The sequence below is a fragment of the Chitinophaga sancti genome, from assembly GCF_034424315.1.
In the GTDB taxonomy this organism is placed as follows: Bacteria; Bacteroidota; Bacteroidia; order Chitinophagales; family Chitinophagaceae; genus Chitinophaga; species Chitinophaga sancti.
Genome location: NZ_CP139972.1, coordinates 4608616 through 4624208, shown reverse-complemented (window position 1 = coordinate 4624208; position 15593 = coordinate 4608616). Strand labels below are relative to the sequence as shown.

General features: G+C 44.2%; 18 protein-coding genes. 11 read left to right on the top strand and 7 right to left on the bottom strand.

Going from position 1 to position 15593, the window contains the following annotated elements; all coding sequences use genetic code 11:
* Window positions 1-11: 11 nt before the first annotated feature.
* Window positions 12-773 carry an AraC family transcriptional regulator gene (locus U0033_RS17715; RefSeq protein ID WP_072363546.1) on the bottom strand — a complete coding sequence of 254 codons (762 nt, stop codon included), beginning with the start codon at window positions 771-773 and terminating at the stop codon, window positions 12-14.
* Between the two features lie 228 nt (window positions 774-1001).
* Here U0033_RS17715 and U0033_RS17710 point away from each other — a divergent pair, with 228 nt between their 5' ends.
* The 3 genes from U0033_RS17710 to U0033_RS17700 all read left to right on the top strand — a co-directional run bounded on the left by U0033_RS17710 (window position 1002) and on the right by U0033_RS17700 (window position 2754).
* Complete coding sequence (locus U0033_RS17710) at window positions 1002-1397, top strand: nuclear transport factor 2 family protein (protein ID WP_072363547.1); 396 nt, start codon at window positions 1002-1004, stop codon at window positions 1395-1397.
* 9 nt (window positions 1398-1406) lie between these two features.
* Entirely contained in the window at window positions 1407-2243 is an 837-nt protein-coding gene (locus tag U0033_RS17705; protein WP_072363548.1) for an AraC family transcriptional regulator, read from the top strand.
* Window positions 2244-2391: 148 nt separating this feature from the next.
* The gene (locus U0033_RS17700; protein WP_083571699.1) at window positions 2392-2754 is read left to right on the top strand and encodes a winged helix-turn-helix transcriptional regulator; all 363 of its coding nucleotides are present in this window, start codon (window positions 2392-2394) and stop codon (window positions 2752-2754) included.
* On the opposite strand, the gene U0033_RS17695 is transcribed toward U0033_RS17700, so the two are convergent.
* The gene (locus U0033_RS17695) at window positions 2741-3208 is read right to left on the bottom strand and encodes a YcxB family protein (protein WP_072363550.1); all 468 of its coding nucleotides are present in this window, start codon (window positions 3206-3208) and stop codon (window positions 2741-2743) included. The genes U0033_RS17700 and U0033_RS17695 overlap by 14 nt on opposite strands.
* A 32-nt stretch (window positions 3209-3240) precedes the next feature.
* Between U0033_RS17695 and U0033_RS17690 the strand changes: the two genes are divergently transcribed.
* Complete coding sequence (locus U0033_RS17690; RefSeq protein ID WP_072363551.1) at window positions 3241-3855, top strand: class I SAM-dependent methyltransferase; 615 nt, start codon at window positions 3241-3243, stop codon at window positions 3853-3855.
* Here the strand turns inward: U0033_RS17690 and U0033_RS17685 are convergent.
* From U0033_RS17685 to U0033_RS17670, 4 genes are all read right to left on the bottom strand, one after another.
* Window positions 3850-4422, bottom strand: a complete 573-nt coding sequence (locus tag U0033_RS17685; RefSeq protein ID WP_072363552.1) for a Crp/Fnr family transcriptional regulator — start codon at window positions 4420-4422, stop codon at window positions 3850-3852. The two genes, U0033_RS17690 and U0033_RS17685, sit on opposite strands and share 6 nt — an antisense overlap.
* Before the next feature lie 23 nt (window positions 4423-4445).
* Window positions 4446-4793 (bottom strand): nuclear transport factor 2 family protein, encoded by a 348-nt coding sequence (locus tag U0033_RS17680; RefSeq protein ID WP_072363553.1) that lies wholly within the window; start codon window positions 4791-4793, stop codon window positions 4446-4448.
* An 87-nt stretch (window positions 4794-4880) separates the two neighbouring features.
* Window positions 4881-5432 (bottom strand): hypothetical protein, encoded by a 552-nt coding sequence (locus U0033_RS17675; protein WP_072363554.1) that lies wholly within the window; start codon window positions 5430-5432, stop codon window positions 4881-4883.
* Complete coding sequence (locus tag U0033_RS17670; RefSeq protein ID WP_143150827.1) at window positions 5429-5971, bottom strand: hypothetical protein; 543 nt, start codon at window positions 5969-5971, stop codon at window positions 5429-5431. Before U0033_RS17670 ends, U0033_RS17675 begins: the two co-directional genes overlap by 4 nt.
* Window positions 5972-6072: 101 nt before the next feature.
* On the opposite strand from U0033_RS17670, the gene U0033_RS17665 reads away from it, so the two are divergent.
* Complete coding sequence (locus U0033_RS17665; protein WP_072363637.1) at window positions 6073-6396, top strand: S24/S26 family peptidase; 324 nt, start codon at window positions 6073-6075, stop codon at window positions 6394-6396.
* Window positions 6397-6419: 23 nt separating this feature from the next.
* Here U0033_RS17665 and U0033_RS17660 read toward each other — a convergent pair whose 3' ends face one another.
* Window positions 6420-7001 (bottom strand): LOG family protein, encoded by a 582-nt coding sequence (locus U0033_RS17660; protein WP_072363556.1) that lies wholly within the window; start codon window positions 6999-7001, stop codon window positions 6420-6422.
* Window positions 7002-7124: 123 nt separating this feature from the next.
* On the opposite strand from U0033_RS17660, the gene U0033_RS17655 reads away from it, so the two are divergent.
* The 6 genes from U0033_RS17655 (at window position 7125) to U0033_RS17630 (ending at window position 15554) form a co-directional block, all read left to right on the top strand.
* On the top strand, window positions 7125-9296 hold the full coding sequence (locus U0033_RS17655) for a glycosyl hydrolase family 28-related protein (protein ID WP_072363557.1): 2172 nt from the start codon (window positions 7125-7127) through the stop codon (window positions 9294-9296).
* A 45-nt stretch (window positions 9297-9341) separates the two neighbouring features.
* Entirely contained in the window at window positions 9342-10886 is a 1545-nt protein-coding gene (locus U0033_RS17650) for a carbohydrate-binding domain-containing protein (protein WP_072363558.1), read from the top strand.
* A gap of 159 nt (window positions 10887-11045) precedes the next feature.
* A complete protein-coding gene (locus U0033_RS17645; RefSeq protein ID WP_072363559.1) occupies window positions 11046-11384 on the top strand; it encodes an ArsR/SmtB family transcription factor in 339 nt (112 codons plus the stop codon).
* Window positions 11381-11803 carry an SRPBCC family protein gene (locus tag U0033_RS17640; protein WP_072363560.1) on the top strand — a complete coding sequence of 141 codons (423 nt, stop codon included), beginning with the start codon at window positions 11381-11383 and terminating at the stop codon, window positions 11801-11803. The genes U0033_RS17645 and U0033_RS17640 overlap by 4 nt, the downstream gene beginning before the upstream one ends.
* Window positions 11804-11966: 163 nt before the next feature.
* Window positions 11967-13238, top strand: coding sequence for an HAD-IB family phosphatase (locus U0033_RS17635; protein ID WP_072363561.1), 1272 nt, complete (start codon window positions 11967-11969; stop codon window positions 13236-13238).
* Window positions 13239-13376: 138 nt separating this feature from the next.
* A complete protein-coding gene (locus U0033_RS17630; RefSeq protein WP_177318671.1) occupies window positions 13377-15554 on the top strand; it encodes a glycosyl hydrolase family 18 protein in 2178 nt (725 codons plus the stop codon).
* Window positions 15555-15593 lie beyond the last annotated feature (39 nt).

Here is a 15593-nt window from a genome sequence, read left to right as displayed (position 1 = left end):
TTGAACAGGACTTATTTAAACTTTTGCCGGAAGGCTTCGGGAGAATAACCGCTGTGTTTTTTGAAGAAGCGGATAAAGTAGGAAACGTCTTCATAGCCTAAGTGCCAGGCGATTTCATTGACTAAATTAGTGGTGGCGAGGAGTTGGCGTTTTGCTTCGAGGATGATGTGATCATTGATGAGTGTGGAGCAGGTTTTGCCGAGGGCAGATTTTGTAATCGCGTTGAGTTGGTAGGAAGATAGATGTAATAATGCTGCGTAGTCGGAGACTTGTTTATATTGATGGATGTTAGTGGCAATCAGGTCCTGCAGCGTTTGTAGTTGGTCGTTAGTAGCAGGTGTTTGTTGTGTGCGGATGAGCTGGATGAATAATATGTGCAGCAATGATTTGATTACTTCTTCGTATTTGTCATTTTGACGGGTAAATTCTTCGAGGATTTGTGTGCACCAAATAGCTGAATTTTCAAGTTGATAATGATTTTGCTGGGCAGCGTTGCGCAATAGGGGGCTGGGATCGAAGCTTTGATGAAATTGAATCAGGTAACCCGTGCTGCCGGGATGTAGGTGAATGAGGTGCACCTGGCCGGGGCGAAGCAGAAAAATGGAATGATCCCTGATTGTATAATCTGTAAAGTCAATACTATGGGTGCCTGCGCCTTTCTGTAAGATGAGTAAATAGTAGAAATCATGCCGGTGAAGGGATTGAACCATGTCCATACCCTTAATATCGCGGATGCTGAAGCCTGGATTTGTCCTGATGGGAATGTGTTGCATGATGGCGTAAAGATAGGTGAATTTTCCCCTACCTTATATACTGGCGGAATCCACCAGTTCTTTTTGCACCTCCAGTGCAGCTAATCATGCGTACGTATGCCTCCTCCTGGGGCCAATCTTAAGGTGCCGGTGAAAGCTTAAAGGTGTTAAGGCTGAATTGTCCATGTACTCCATCCATTTGTCCATGTACTTACATGCTGCAAAAATGCAATTTTGCAATAAAAAAAAATGATGCACTTTACATTAGAGACAGCTTTACAAAAGGTACAGAAAGCCGAAGACGCCTGGAATACAAAAGATCCTGAAAAAGTTTGCCTGGCTTATACAGTAGATACTGAATGGCGCAACCGGCATGAATTTATCAATGGCCGCGCAGCAGTAAAGACTTTTTTACAGCGTAAATGGGAGCGGGAACTGGACTACAAATTGAAAAAAGAACTATGGGCATTTATGGACAACCGGATTGCAGTGCGGTTTGAATATGAATGGCATGATGCGCAAGGCCAATGGTATCGCAGTTATGGTAATGAGAACTGGGAATTTGATGAGAGCGGTTTGATGCAAAGACGCTTTGCCTGTATTAATGACCTGGCGATTGCAGCTTCGGAGCGAAAACTTTTCTAACTTTATTGGATGTATACATTAGTTAGTTCGCAAACAGGCCATATGGCTTTCAGGGTGTCGCGCTTTGATGAAGTGACGTCATTGCAGGAGCAGAAAGGTTATAATTATTATAACATCCTGTTGGTGACAAAAGGGAGTGGACAACTGTTTGAATATACTTTTCAGGAGAATGCCCTGCTGGCCCTGGGCTTGTATCAACCCTTCCAGGTGAAAGGAGCGGTGGAGGGGATTTTGATCAATTTCCATCCTGATTTCTTTTGTATTTATAAACATGAAGAAGAAGTAGCTTGCAATGGGGTATTATTTAATAATATCTATGCGCCGCCTTTAATGCAATTAACGGCTTCAGAAATGAGCGCTTTGTTGAATATTGTTAAACAGATCGAAGCGGAGCTGTCAAGGCCTGCATTGGCACAGTATGAGGTGGTAATGGCGTTCTTAAAGATCTTTCTGATCAATGCATCCAGGATGAAAGTAGAAAGGCAGGAAGGGCTGGTACCTGTGGGTAATGAGCCCTTCATTTTGCAGTCATTGAAAGATGCGATAGAGCGGGATTATAGAAAAGAGCATAGCCCGGGATACTATGCCGGCTTGTTAAATATTACCCCGAAGGCATTGAATAAATTGAGTAAAACGCATTTCAACAGAACTTTGGGTGGGTTGATTGCGGAGCGGATCATGACGGAGGCAAAGCGGGAATTGTATATGACGGTGAAGCCGGTGAAGCGCATTGCGTTTGAGCTGGGATTTAGTGATGAGTTTTATTTCAGTAGGTTTTTTAAGAATAATGCGGAGGTGTCGCCGGTGGTGTATAGGGAGACGCTGGTTTATAGAAGCGTAGAATAGGTGATGGCTTTTTAAGATATAGAACTTCCTGCTTTATAATCTCTTTATTGAATCAACCGCTGATTAAATCGATGAATCCTCACCCCTTTCTTTGAACCCGCCTGGTAAATATGTACCCTGCATAAGATAAAAGATTTATTTTTATAGCATGAAAGGGTGTCCAATACAGGCAATGCTCAGTTCCGACAAGGACTGCAACCAGAAACTGGGAGTCGCAAAAGACATCCTGGACCTGCTCAATGGCAAATGGAAAATGGAAGTGATCCTCCTGCTACTGCAATATGACAAACGCCGTTTTAAGGATTTACAGACCGAAATACCAGGTGGGGTTTCTGCCAAGGTATTATCATCAGTGCTGAAAGATCTGGAAGAACATCATATTGTACATCGCAGTATGGATGATGTCACAGTGGAGTACGAACTGACTGCCTATGGACGGTCAATGCGGGAGGTGATATCGAACCTGGTAGAACTGGGATTAGCACACAGAAAAGAAGTCATTGGGAAATAGTATTTTGTACCCGCTCCCTGATAAATTCCATCTCTTCCGGTGTCAGCAAACTTTTATCAAACAAAGTACCATTCGTTCTGGATGTCTTCAAAAAAAGCAGGTGTTTCATCACCGTCACCTTCCGGATGGCAGACCATTTCAACTCCGTTTTGAAATCCACTCCCTGAATCAGTATCGTCTCATCTGAAAATGTATATTGCATAGGTGCATACACATACTTTTTAACACCCGGTTTCTTCAGGTTCAGAAAGATCATTAAGTTAGGGAAGACAATGCTGAAAATGACATAGTAAAACTCGAATGAGGGAATACTGGCAGTACCCTGAATAATGCGGGAAAGAAAGTATAACGCAATGAGATGTATGAGAATGATGGCAGGCTTTTTATAATATTGACCGTAGAGGAATTTTATATAGTGTGCAGGAGATATTTTTGACGTATGCGTAAAAGACATTATTAGAATTATTTCAATAAAGGTAGCCAATTATGACAAATGAAACCCCGGAATTCTGGGAAAAGAGTTTTACCGAAAAGCAGGAGATGTGGGGCTTTGAGCCTGCCAAATCAGCTATCTTAACAAAGGACTTCTTCCTGCGGCATGGTGTGAGGAACGTGCTTGTACCAGGGTTTGGCTATGGCCGGAATGCGCAGGTGCTAAGAGAGAACGGGATGAAAGTAACAGGGATTGAAATCTCTCAAACTGCCATTAAAATGGCCCGGAAACATTATGGAAATGAGATGATGATCTATCATGGTTCTGTAACCGACATGCCATTTGATTATGAAAAATATGAGGGGATCTTTTGTTATGCACTCATTCATTTGCTGGATGCTCCTGAACGGCAGAAACTGATCAGGGATTGTTATGCACAGCTGCATACAGGGGGCTATATGGTGTTCACCGTTATATCGAAAGCCGCCCCTACTTATGGAACAGGCACCCTGCTCAGTAAGGACCGTTACGAAATGTTCGGTGGTGTGAATATGTATTTTTATGACAGGGCGTCTATTCAGGCGGAGTTCGGCAATGCAGGGCTGTTCGAGGTAAGCGAGGTGACAGAGAATTACCCTTTCTTCCTGGTTAAGTGTCAGAAATTATGATTTCCTGCCCCTGATCATACTTAGAAATGCAGGCGTAATACCCAGGTATGCAGCAATTTGTTTCTGTGTAATTCTTTGCTCCAAACCTGGATATTGCCGGCTAAACCGGGCGTATCGTTCTTCTGCTGTCAAAGATAAATTGGCCGTCACCCGCCGTTGATACATATAAAATCCATTCTGGATCAGGATGCGGAAAAAGCGTTCCAGTTTAGGCACTGTGAGATAAAGCGCTTCCAGTTCATCATAAGAGAAAAAGAATACCTCACTATCTTCCAAGGCGCCTATATTATAAAAGGCAGGTTGTTGCCCGGAAAAACTAGCCATATCATTGATCCACCAGTTTTCCGGGCAGAATAATACATTGTGATCTTCGCCTTTGCTATCTGTATGAAATAATCGCAAACATCCTTCATTGACAAAATAGATCTGCCGGCAGATGTCTCCCTCACGCAGGAGGTAGGCGTTTTTCTTTACCTGCCGGGTCTGGAGTTTTGCCAATACAAGATCTGTCTCAGGTTGATCCATAGAGATGTGCATGGCAAAATTGGCGAGGAGCCGCTGGTACATGTTTTCTTTTAAGCAAAAAGATATTAAAAAAAGCTGACAAGGCGGGTGATCTGGAACTGGTCATTGAATTCGAAGTAGTCGAGTCCTTCCCTTGGGCCTTCGGGGAGGGCTACTTTCCAGTAATAACGGCCGCTGTTATGGTGAAATACAGGGCGTTTGATAATGTGGAATTGTCTGCCAGGAAATTTGTTCCAGGAAAATAGCGCCAGGTCTGCAAGCGCTGCTACGCCTTGCACCATGGCATGGCCGGGATCGGTATAAATGGCTTCCGGTGCCCAGCAGGAGGCAAAGCCGGCTTTGTACGCATCGAGGTCCGAGGCATTCCAGGTACTCACATATTGCGCTATCATCGTTTCAACTGATGGAATCATGAGATGAAGTTTTTGTTAGGGCAAAGAACGGGAGTATGGGGAGGGAAAATGTTTAAGTAGTTGAATGGTTATGTTGGAAAAGTAGATTTACACGAGAAGATCTTCAATTTTTCCATGAGCCATACTATAAGCATGGTGTTCCGTAAATTCAATAGGTATATTAGTCAATGAATCATGTACATCTGCTACAAGAGGAATGGGATCGCCAATGTGAATAAACCTTTGATAAATAACCTGGTCATGCATGCCATAGCCCGTAATGATTTCAAAATCATCCGTTGGTTCTATCTCTCCATGGATGTTCACCTGGATAATCGTATCGTCTGTCAACTGAAAAAAATACAATTCTCCATCACCCAGGTCTTCTTTCGCTTTCAGGTATTTGGTGGCCCGTATCGGCAGCACCGTAATCCGGTTTTTCTGCAGGAAACTCCAGATTTCACGATAATGGAAATTGATAAAGAACGTGAGCCAGGTACCCATGGCCAGGAAGAAGATGATACCCTGCCAGGCTTGTGTCATCAAACCTATCAAAGCACCCAGTAGTGGCCAGATAGCTATTCTGCACCAGTTCCTGTGTCTTATTTTGCCTTTAAAATAGGCAGCTTCCTGTTCATTTAATGGCCGCTCATATGTCATTTTACATCCATAATTTCTTTGATGGCTTCATGCAGATCTTCGTTTTTGATCCGCTGAATAACCTGCGTTTCATAACGCCGGTCTTTCCGCCTCAAAGCTATCAAAGCTTGCGCATAGTACAAGTGTGATTCATATCGCATTTTAGCAAGATTAGAATCAATCTCGTCAATGATCTCAACTGGCAATTTCCCATCCATATAGAACCTTGTCAATATTTCAAGCGCACTGGCCTGGGTCCAATCATATTCACCATAGGCCACCTCTTTCAGCATAGGAACCGCAGCGATCCCAATGTGATAGATGAGCTCAAAAATGGTGTACTGGCAAGCTGATAGCCAGCCTGAAAGCCCAAGGGATGCCTTGTCTACATTTTCCGGAATGGGCAAACCCGCATGAAAACGGCTGCGCAGCAGGGGAAGATCGTTTGATGTAAGCTGTGCTGCGAACTTTTTAGTTTGCTCAAAGAATTGATCAGGGGCAGTGAACATCAACCCGCTTAGATGGGCGATTTCATCGTCAATAACAATGCTGGCGTTCATAGGTATAGGGATTTTACTATGCTAAATATATAAATAATTATAATACTGCGCAAAAAAGCTGCGCAGTCGAAATGGACATTTGGGCATCAAAATTTAGAAATATGAACAAATTTGAACGATTAAAGAGTGAGTTGCTCCAGCATGGAACCGGAAAGATGAAAGCATTTGGCAGCTCGATGCTCCCCATTTTGAAGAGTGGCAGTAACCTGACCTTTGTAAAAGCAGATGTGTATAAGATTGGGGATATCGTGTTCTGTAAGGTGAAAGGCCGGTATATTGATGCGCACAAAGTGATTAAGATAGATGCGCACAAAGGTTACCTGATTGCAAATAACCACGGGCATGAGAATGGATGGACCAGGATTGTCTACGGAAAAGTTGTGCAGGGAGAATACCAGCACCGGGTGATTTATCGCAATGAGTGATCAATCACCTGGTACCATCAGCATTATACTTCTTCTTTGTTAATCCATTTTCCTACTACCGGCGGCACATAGTTCCTCATCTTCTCCAACAAGGTATCAATATCATCACTTATCAAGAGCATATCCCGGTTGACCTCCTTCAAAAAACCTTTCTCCACCATCGTCTCCACCAGGGTGATCATTGCATCGTAATACCCGTTTATATTCAGTATGCCAATCGGTTTCTTATGCAGGCCCAACTGTGCCCAGGTCAGCATTTCAAAAAACTCTTCCATCGTTCCATAGCCCCCCGGTAATGTTATCACCCCCTCACACAGTTCATTCATCCGCATTTTCCTGGTATGCATGCTATCTACAATCAGGAGTTCTGTCAAACCTGTATGGGCTATTTCCTTTGATTTTAAAAAATCAGGGATCACTCCAATTACTGTTCCTCCTGCTGACAGCGCACCATCTGCTACTGCTCCCATCAAGCCTACTTTTGCACCCCCATATACAAGTCCGATTTTATTTTCTCCAAGGGTCTTACCAAGCTGAAAGGCTTGTTCCATAAATACATTGTCAGTACCATTGCTGGAGCCACAAAAGACAGTTATACTTTTCATTGTTTGGATGGGTTTGATATGCAAAGGTAGCAAATCTCATTGTTGTAAGCACAGGTGGCACAGTTTCTGCGCATATATAGTATAGGACCGGGTTTACTGAAACCAGTAATAATCTTTACCACTATGCAACGTCTCTTTTTTCTAGCCACCATTATCTTTTCATTACCAGTATTTGCTCAGCACACACCACAACTTTTCCAGGTTACCACTGCCGCTACTGCACCCGGACAAACAGTGTTAATAAGAGGGGAATACATGGACCAGGTTGCAAAGATCGAAGTCGGCAGACTTGCAGATGAACGAGTCGATAATACCACTCCCAGCTACGTTTCATTGCCCGCAGCCGATCACCTGCCCGACCCTAAGAGCAGTAAAATCAGTGCCGGCGAAAGAATGATGGCTGTGGATAAAATACAGCAAAACGAACAATCTGTCAAGGTCATTATTCCAGCTGCATTTCAACAAGGCGTGTATTGTGTCCGCATGACAGATAATAAAGGCTCCGTCTCCGGTTTCTATGTCAATGTACCGATTGTGAATTGGGTGATCAGCGATGATGGCTATAATGCTGCCGCTGCGGGCGATGTACTCCGCATTCAGGGAAAGAACCTGTTTCGCAAAGGTGGCAAGGGCCAGGTGATGCTAATAAATGCAGGTAAAACCATTCCCGTAAAAGTAGATAGCGTGTATGATGATTATTCTGTGAAAGTAAGCATCCCCACTACCATTCAGCAAGGCAAATATCAATTGTTTTACCACAATGGATCAGGTGGCAAAACTGCCTGGAGTGCACCCCTCTCCATCAATATTGTGAATAAGGAACTGTGGAAAACCCAGGTGTACAATGTAAAAACATACGGCGCAAAAGGCGATGGATCGCAGGATGATACCGAAGCTTTTAAGAGGACTTTGAGTGCTGCAGGCGATGGTGGTATTGTAAACATCCCCGCTGGGAACTATGTCTTATCAGATGGATTCAACATCCCAACGGGCGTGATGATAAAAGGACAAAAAGGAACGGTATTAAATTTTAAACCTGTCAGTGCACAAACCCTTTTCAGTGGCAGCGATCACTTTGGTATTACAGACCTCAGTATCCAGGCAGGCCGTGCACTCGGCATTATCATGAATAGCGGTAATGGTCATGTGATCCTGGAACGGCTTACTGTGCTACAGGATATTGGCAACGCAGTTTCCGAGCTGGATAGTAAATGGAACAAAACCGGTATCCAGCTAAAAGGGCCTGGTATCAGACTAAGAGATTGTGTGTTTAAATCAGCCGGCATGTTCTCCTTTATTGGTGTCAGCGGATTTATCCAGCGTTGCCGTTTTGAAAAAACAGGGGGCAGTCTAAAGACCTATATGAAGATCCATCCCCAGGGCCTCATCTTCGAAGATTGTCATAAGCAGACTAACGGTTATGGATATGGTGCCACTGTCAATGAAAGTTATGACCTGTACGAAGCCAGGAATATCACGCCATTCAATTATATCAATGACAGGGAAGTGATGACCCTGGATGGTGGCAGTGGCGGCTATTTCGGCAAGGTAGGCAGTGTGAGTGGGAATAGTATTACCCTTGCTGCTGATGGCAAGACCTTTCAGTGGGCGGCCAACAAATGGATTGGTGGTGGCCTCTTCATCATCGATGGCAAAGGCGCCGGTCAGTTCAGGAGAATTGTGAAACATACCATGGATAGGATCGAACTGGATGAGCCATTTTTGGTGCCACCAGATACCGGTTCTGAAATTAGTATCACCACTATCCGTGATCATCTCTACTTTGTAAATAACTCGGCTACCGATGCAGGGGCTTATCAATTCTATGGCTCTGCGCAGAACTGTGTGATTGCAGGATTGAAAATGCAACGCAGTGCAGGCATTGTAGGTAAAGGTTCCTATTTGAATTATGGCAGACAGCCTAACTGGTATATTGATATTGTAAACTGTGAATTGAGCGATGGCACTTATACGCCACAGTTAGATCAGAAAGATCGATTCCGGGGCGAACAACAGATCAATATTATTGGTTCTGGTTATACCGGGCTGAATATTGGTTCATTGGTGAGAGGGAATGTGCTGAGTGGAAAAAGCTATATCCGGGTATCTCCCGGTGGCGAGATCAATGATGTACAGGATGCGATTATAGAAGGCAATAAGGTGAGCGGGGCAAAGAATGGACTAGCCATTTACGGGGTGGGCCGGGTAATCAGCAATTTATTTATACATGACAATCAATTCGGTACGATGGATATTCACAAAGCTTTGAAAGCAGAGGCCTACCAGGTGAGGTAATGTGATAAATTTAATTATTTTTACATACGTGAATTATTTATTCCTATGAAATTATCCTATTTACCCTTTTGCATAACCCTGTTGGGTGCAACGCTTACTTTGTCTACCAGTTGTAAGAAATCATCCGCGGAAGTACCGCCTGATAACAACTATTCAATGGTGGATAGTGTTTTTACTTCCGGTACCCCGGAAGGATCTGCAGCCACTGGTGCTGATGCCGCTGACCTGGTAGACAATACTACGTTTACCAGCACGGTGACTATTAACTTCGGTAGTTCTGTGACGATCAATAATCCGCTCGATGGCAAAGGTGTCATTATCACACAAAACCTGGGCGACATAACCATTACATCTTCTGTAGCCGGTGTGCAATATGAATTGTCAGGTACTACTACGGATGGTTCCGTAAAGATTTATAGTAATAACGATTATAAGGTAAACCTCAATAGTGTGACCATTACGAATAGCGATGGTCCTGCATTGAACCTGCAATCTACTAAGCGTGCCTTCATTGTATTGGGTGCCGGCACAACCAGTACATTGAAAGACGGTGCTGTTTATGCCGCCAGTAACGAAGATCAGAAAGGAACACTCTTTGCTGAGGGGCCAGTGATCTTTAGCGGAGATGGTGTGCTAAGTGTATCTGGTCTATATCAACATGCTATCTGTTCTGATCAGCGGGTGCGCCTTCGTTCCGGTAAGCTATATGCAGATGCTGTGGGTGATGGCATTCATACGGCTAATTTTATTGCAGATGGTGGGTATGCAAAAGTGGGCAACAGTGCAAATGGGATTGTGGTAGAAGGTGGTGCAGCCATTGTAAATGGTGGCAGCCTGGAAGTGGATATCCGCAAATTAGGATTGACTACACTTGCAGTGGAAGGTACTGATCCTTATATCAATATTAATGGCGGTAGTATTTATATCAGGTCTACTTTGGGTAAGGGGCTGCAGAGTGCAGGTGATCTGACGGTTAATAAAGGAAATGTAGATGCATATGTAATTTATAGCAGCGCAACAGCTGATAATCCTGGTGTGAGTGCGAAGAAGAATATTTACATCAATGGTGGTTATGTAGGTTGCAAAGGATATTATGGTTTGCATACCGATGGCAATCTGACGATTACCGGAGGTGCTTTGATTGCGTATTCTTACACCAGCATCGCCTCAGGCATTGATTGTCCTTCAGGAACATTTAAGATCACAGGTGGCAATGTATTGGGTGCTGGTAAAACAACCAGTGTACCCGATGCAAATTCATCTACTGTCAATGCCCTGGTGCTAGGTGGTTCATCAAAGGTGATGCATGTAGGCCGTATTAATAATGGAAAAGAAATCATGACTTTCCAGCCGGATGAATTTTTTTACACCGTGTTATATGCTTCCTCAAAAGTGGTGACAGATGCGCAATGTGATTTGTTTAGAGGAGGAAGTGTGTATGGTAATGTAGGCAGTGATACGGTGGTCGCTACTTATGGTAATTTAGGCGGCTTGTATAAAACAGGCTTATATATCAGTGATGGCAGGATAGCCGATACCTCGTTTAAGGTGAGCAGCCGGATCACAATGGTGGGTGGATTGACTAAATAGTAAGATATCATTTTAATGAAGGCGGCCGCATGCCACTTCCAGCATCCCCCGGTAGTTGCTTACAACAACTGCCGGGGGATTTTTTAATACAAACCCTTTTTAATAATTTGTGCAAGTAAATCCTTGCGCATATATTTGCAAGCAAATGCTTGCTTATTTATGGAAGCCAGAAGAGATGTATTCCAGGCGATAGCGGACCCTACCCGGCGGGAAATCATTCACCTGATTGCCCACGAACCCCGTCATCTCAACGCCATTGCAGAGAATTTTGATGTGAGCAGACAAGCTATTTCCCTGCACATAAAGATCCTGGTAGAATGCGGTCTTATCGAGATCCGGCAACAAGGCAGGGAAAGATACTGCGCAGCCAGGCTGGAGAAATTACAGGAAGTACAGGAATGGATCACTCAGTATGAATCATTCTGGAAAACTAAAATACAGGCACTGAAAAACTTTCTTGAAGACAATTCATCACCCCGTAAATCCAAAAAGAAATGAGCAACCAGGTAATTGTAATTGAAGAAACTTTCAATGCGCCTGTGGAAAAAGTATGGCAGGCCCTTACTGACAAGGAGAAGATGAAACAATGGTATTTTAACCTCGATGATTTTAAAGCAGAACGCGGATTCAAATTTAGTTTTCCCGGCCAGGGCCATAAAGGAGAACAATACATTCATCTCTGCGAAGTAACCATTGCAGTACCCCTGCAGAAATTACAATATAGTTGGCAATACAAGGATTATGAAGGTTATTCCACCGTAACTTTCGAACTGTTTGACGAAGGTGATAAGACAAAATTAAAGTTAACGCACGAAGGTTTGGATAGTTTCCCCAGGCATCCGGACTTCGCTGCAGACAGCTTCAGCCGTGGCTGGACGCACCTCATGACCATCTCCCTGAAGGAGTATTTAGCCTAAGCAAATATTTTTAATTAAAAAAGCGGGCTTTCAACGAAAGTGAAGGCCCGCTTTTTTGTGCCCTTTTATAATTTCCCTTAAAAAATTCCACTTTCATTTGTAGTTTTATTGCCTGTTTTGGGAAGCTACCCCCACTGAGCGTAGCTTTTAAACCAATTGATCTGTGAATAAAAACTATTATATTATCGATTTCGACAGCACTTTTACGCAGGTCGAAGCATTGGATGAGCTGGCGCGCATTTCATTACAGGACCACCCGGATCGGGAGGCTATCTACAAAAAGATTGAAGATCTGACTAACCTGGCCATGGAAGGGAAACTCTCATTCAGGGAAAGCCTTTCCGGCAGGGTAAAGCTCCTGGAAGCCAGCAGAGAGCATCTGGCATTGCTGATCAAACACCTGAAAAAACAGGTTTCCGTCTCTTTCTCCAGGAACAAAAAGTTCTTCAAACACCATGCAGACGATGTATTGATCGTATCCGGTGGCTTCAAGGAGTTCATCACCCCGGTAGTGCTCCCTTATCATATCAAAAAAGAGAATATATACGCTAATACTTTTGTGTTCGATGCTGATGGTAAAATCATCGGTTTTGACGAAACCAACCCCCTTTCTGACGAAGGTGGTAAGGTAAAACTCCTGAAGGACATGCAATTAGCCGGCGATATCTATGGTATTGGCGACGGGCATTCTGACTTCCAGCTGAAGGAGTTTGGCATGATCAAGAAGTTCTTTGCATTTACAGAGAATATTAAGAGAAAGGCAGTTGCAGAGAAAGCAGACCATGTGACACCGAGTTTTGATGAATTCCTGTATGTGAATAACTTACCGAGTGCGCTCTCCTATCCTAAGAACAGGATTACCTGTGTGGTACTGGGTGAAGCAGATCAGGAGGCGGTTCACTTCCTGAAGAAAGATGGTTTTGCCATAGAGACCTCCCCGGAGGCAATTGCTGATGCAGGTATTCTTTTACTGGCAGCAGGCACCAAAGTGGATGTCGCATTGCTGGAACAGGCCCCTAAGCTGAAAGTAATTGGTTACCTGGGCAATGGTAAGGACATGATCGATTATGATGCCTGCACCATCCGCGGTGTCGTTGTATTTGATAACCTGAAGAAGCCATTGTCTGTCGCAAAAAGAGTAGCGAAATTTATCAACAACGGAGATACTTTCAAGAGCAGTAATTTCCCATACCTGCAATTGCCGGAAGTGGAGAATGCACATCGCCTGATTGGTATTCATCGCAATGCACCTGGTATGATTGCGAAAGTGAACCAGGTATTTGCAGAGAGAGGTATTAATATCATCAGCCAGTTCCTGATGACGAACAACCAGATCGGTTATGTGATCACGGATGTAACTGCGGAATATGACAAGCAGGTACTAAAAGGATTGAAAGAAATAGAAGGAACGATAAAGTTCAGATACCTGTATTAATCAAAGAAAATTGCTTTTATATAAGATGCTTCTGCCATTAGGTGGAAGCATTTTTTTTACCCCAAATATAGTACTGTTGCCCTTCCCGCACGACTACTGAGCAAACTCTTAATAACCATTCCTTAAAAAACCAAATGAATGAAAACAAAACAAATGATAAGAGCAGGAATACTATCCTGTCTGTTACTTATCGCCTCATTTTTATCCCAGGCACAGTTTAGAGTAATCGGCTACATGCCTTCCTGGCAAGGCGATGTGAATGCTGTTCAGTACAGCAAACTCACTCACATCAACTATGCATTCCTCCTGCCTACGGCTACAGGTGGATTACAAGCCATTGATGGTGCTTCTAAATTGCAGAGCCTTGTATCACTGGCACATGCCAATAATGTAAAGGTACTCATCTCTGTCGGCGGCTGGAACAATGGTGATGACAGTGGTTTTGAATCACTGGCGGGCAACAGTACTTACCGTTCTAACTTCGTTACGAACATGATGAACTTCGTGAGCCAGTACAACCTGGATGGCGTGGACATTGACTGGGAGTATCCGGATGCAGGAACGTCTGCGAACAACTATGTATCCCTCATGACAGCCCTTGCCACTTCTTTGCATGCACAGGGTAAATTACTCACTGCCGCTGTAGTAGGTACAGGTGGCGATGGTGTACTGAGCAGCGTATTTTCACAGGTAGATTTTCTGAACCTGATGGCGTATGATTATAATAATTATGATCACTCTACCTATACCTATGCTTCTCAATCTATATCTTACTGGAAAGGCAAAGGCCTGCCTGCATCCAAATGTGTATTAGGTGTGCCTTTCTATGGCCGTCCTTCATGGGAAAGCTATGCTGCGCTGATCGCAAGAGGTGCCAGCCCTTATGCAGATACATATAATGGTGTGGGGTATAATGGTATTACTACCATGAAGAGTAAAGTAGACCTGGCTTATGACCAGGGTAGTGGTATCATGATCTGGGAACTGACCCAGGATGCAACAGGTACTTATTCACTGCTGTCAGCTATTCATGATGAAGTAGTTGTAAAAACTGGAGGTAGCGGTAACCAGTCACCAACCGTGAGCATTTCTTCTCCGGCAAACAATGCAACATTTACCGCAGGTGCAACTATCTCCATTACAGCTACCGCAGCAGATGCAGATGGTAGTGTGGCAAAAGTTGAATTCTACAATGGCGCTACCTTGTTAGGTACAGCAACGGCTACTCCTTATACTTATAGCTGGGCAGGCGTAGCAGCAGGTACTTATTCCCTGACTGCAAAAGCGACTGATAACAAAGGTGCAACAACCACCAGTTCAACAGTGACCATCGTAGTAGGTGGTGGCAGCAATACCGGCAATTGCGCGGGTGTAGCTACCTGGACGGCAGCAGGTGTTTACCTGGGTGGTGCACAGGTGGTGTATAACAATAAATTGTATACAGCTAAATGGTGGACACAGAATGAACAACCCGATACGCATACAGGTGATGGCCAGGTATGGGCTTATGTAAGTGATTGTGGTTCTTCAACAGGTACTAATAAGGCACCTACCGTAAGCATTTCTTCACCAGCAGGTGGGGCTGCTTATACAGCTCCTGCATCCGTGAGTATGACTGCTACAGCTGCGGATTCCGATGGTTCTATTACAAAAGTTGAATTCTATAACGGCGCTACCTTATTGGGTACTGCTACTTCTTCTCCTTATACCTATAGCTGGACAAGCGTAGCTGCAGGAACTTATTCCCTGACCGCAAAAGCAACGGATAACGGTGGTGCCTCTACTACAAGTAGTGCTGTGAGCATTACAGTGTCAGGTTCTTCCAACAATGGTGGTAATTGCGCGGGTGTGGCTACTTATCAGCCTTATCCTGCTGTGTACAATGCAGGTGATAAGGTCGTCTATAATGGTAACCTGTATGTATCACTGGCAAATGGATTGTATAATGTTACACCGGGTACAGCAGATTATTGGTGGCAGCCACTGGGTGCTTGTAGCAGCAGTGCAAAAGTAGCGGCGCTGGCGGCTACAGCTGCAGCAACGAACGATGCGGTGCCTGTGGCAGTGTATCCTAACCCGGCTACGGGTGGCACCTTGCAGGTGAAAGTAGGGGCGAAAGCTGGTGAACAGCTGGTGCTGGAATTGTGGAGTGTGGATGGAAACGGACCGGTGGTGAGAAAGGTGTATACAGCAGGTGCAAAAGGTGCGCAAATGATTAGTGTGGATATTAGTAAGGTGCCGGTAGGTACCTGGATAGTGAAGATTGCTAACGCTGTGGGTACGCGTAAAGAAAGTGTGAAACTGATACGGATGTAATCGTAATTGACAAAACCTAAAAGCGCTTTTGCTGTAATG

What these genes read in the sequence shown, in the direction of transcription:
- U0033_RS17700 (WP_083571699.1), top strand. Translation starts at nt 2,392, where the DNA reads ATGAAAGGGTGTCCAATACAGGCAATGCTCAGTTCCGACAAGGACTGC.
- U0033_RS17715 (WP_072363546.1), bottom strand. Translation starts at nt 773, where the DNA reads ATGCAACACATTCCCATCAGGACAAATCCAGGCTTCAGCATCCGCGAT.
- U0033_RS17650 (WP_072363558.1), top strand. Translation starts at nt 9,342, where the DNA reads ATGAAATTATCCTATTTACCCTTTTGCATAACCCTGTTGGGTGCAACG.
- U0033_RS17640 (WP_072363560.1), top strand. Translation starts at nt 11,381, where the DNA reads ATGAGCAACCAGGTAATTGTAATTGAAGAAACTTTCAATGCGCCTGTG.
- U0033_RS17690 (WP_072363551.1), top strand. Translation starts at nt 3,241, where the DNA reads ATGACAAATGAAACCCCGGAATTCTGGGAAAAGAGTTTTACCGAAAAG.
- U0033_RS17695 (WP_072363550.1), bottom strand. Translation starts at nt 3,208, where the DNA reads ATGTCTTTTACGCATACGTCAAAAATATCTCCTGCACACTATATAAAA.
- U0033_RS17675 (WP_072363554.1), bottom strand. Translation starts at nt 5,432, where the DNA reads ATGACATATGAGCGGCCATTAAATGAACAGGAAGCTGCCTATTTTAAA.
- U0033_RS17660 (WP_072363556.1), bottom strand. Translation starts at nt 7,001, where the DNA reads ATGAAAAGTATAACTGTCTTTTGTGGCTCCAGCAATGGTACTGACAAT.
- U0033_RS17645 (WP_072363559.1), top strand. Translation starts at nt 11,046, where the DNA reads ATGGAAGCCAGAAGAGATGTATTCCAGGCGATAGCGGACCCTACCCGG.
- U0033_RS17630 (WP_177318671.1), top strand. Translation starts at nt 13,377, where the DNA reads ATGAAAACAAAACAAATGATAAGAGCAGGAATACTATCCTGTCTGTTA.
- U0033_RS17705 (WP_072363548.1), top strand. Translation starts at nt 1,407, where the DNA reads ATGTATACATTAGTTAGTTCGCAAACAGGCCATATGGCTTTCAGGGTG.
- U0033_RS17665 (WP_072363637.1), top strand. Translation starts at nt 6,073, where the DNA reads ATGAACAAATTTGAACGATTAAAGAGTGAGTTGCTCCAGCATGGAACC.
- U0033_RS17685 (WP_072363552.1), bottom strand. Translation starts at nt 4,422, where the DNA reads ATGTACCAGCGGCTCCTCGCCAATTTTGCCATGCACATCTCTATGGAT.
- U0033_RS17670 (WP_143150827.1), bottom strand. Translation starts at nt 5,971, where the DNA reads ATGAACGCCAGCATTGTTATTGACGATGAAATCGCCCATCTAAGCGGG.
- U0033_RS17655 (WP_072363557.1), top strand. Translation starts at nt 7,125, where the DNA reads ATGCAACGTCTCTTTTTTCTAGCCACCATTATCTTTTCATTACCAGTA.
- U0033_RS17710 (WP_072363547.1), top strand. Translation starts at nt 1,002, where the DNA reads ATGATGCACTTTACATTAGAGACAGCTTTACAAAAGGTACAGAAAGCC.
- U0033_RS17680 (WP_072363553.1), bottom strand. Translation starts at nt 4,793, where the DNA reads ATGATTCCATCAGTTGAAACGATGATAGCGCAATATGTGAGTACCTGG.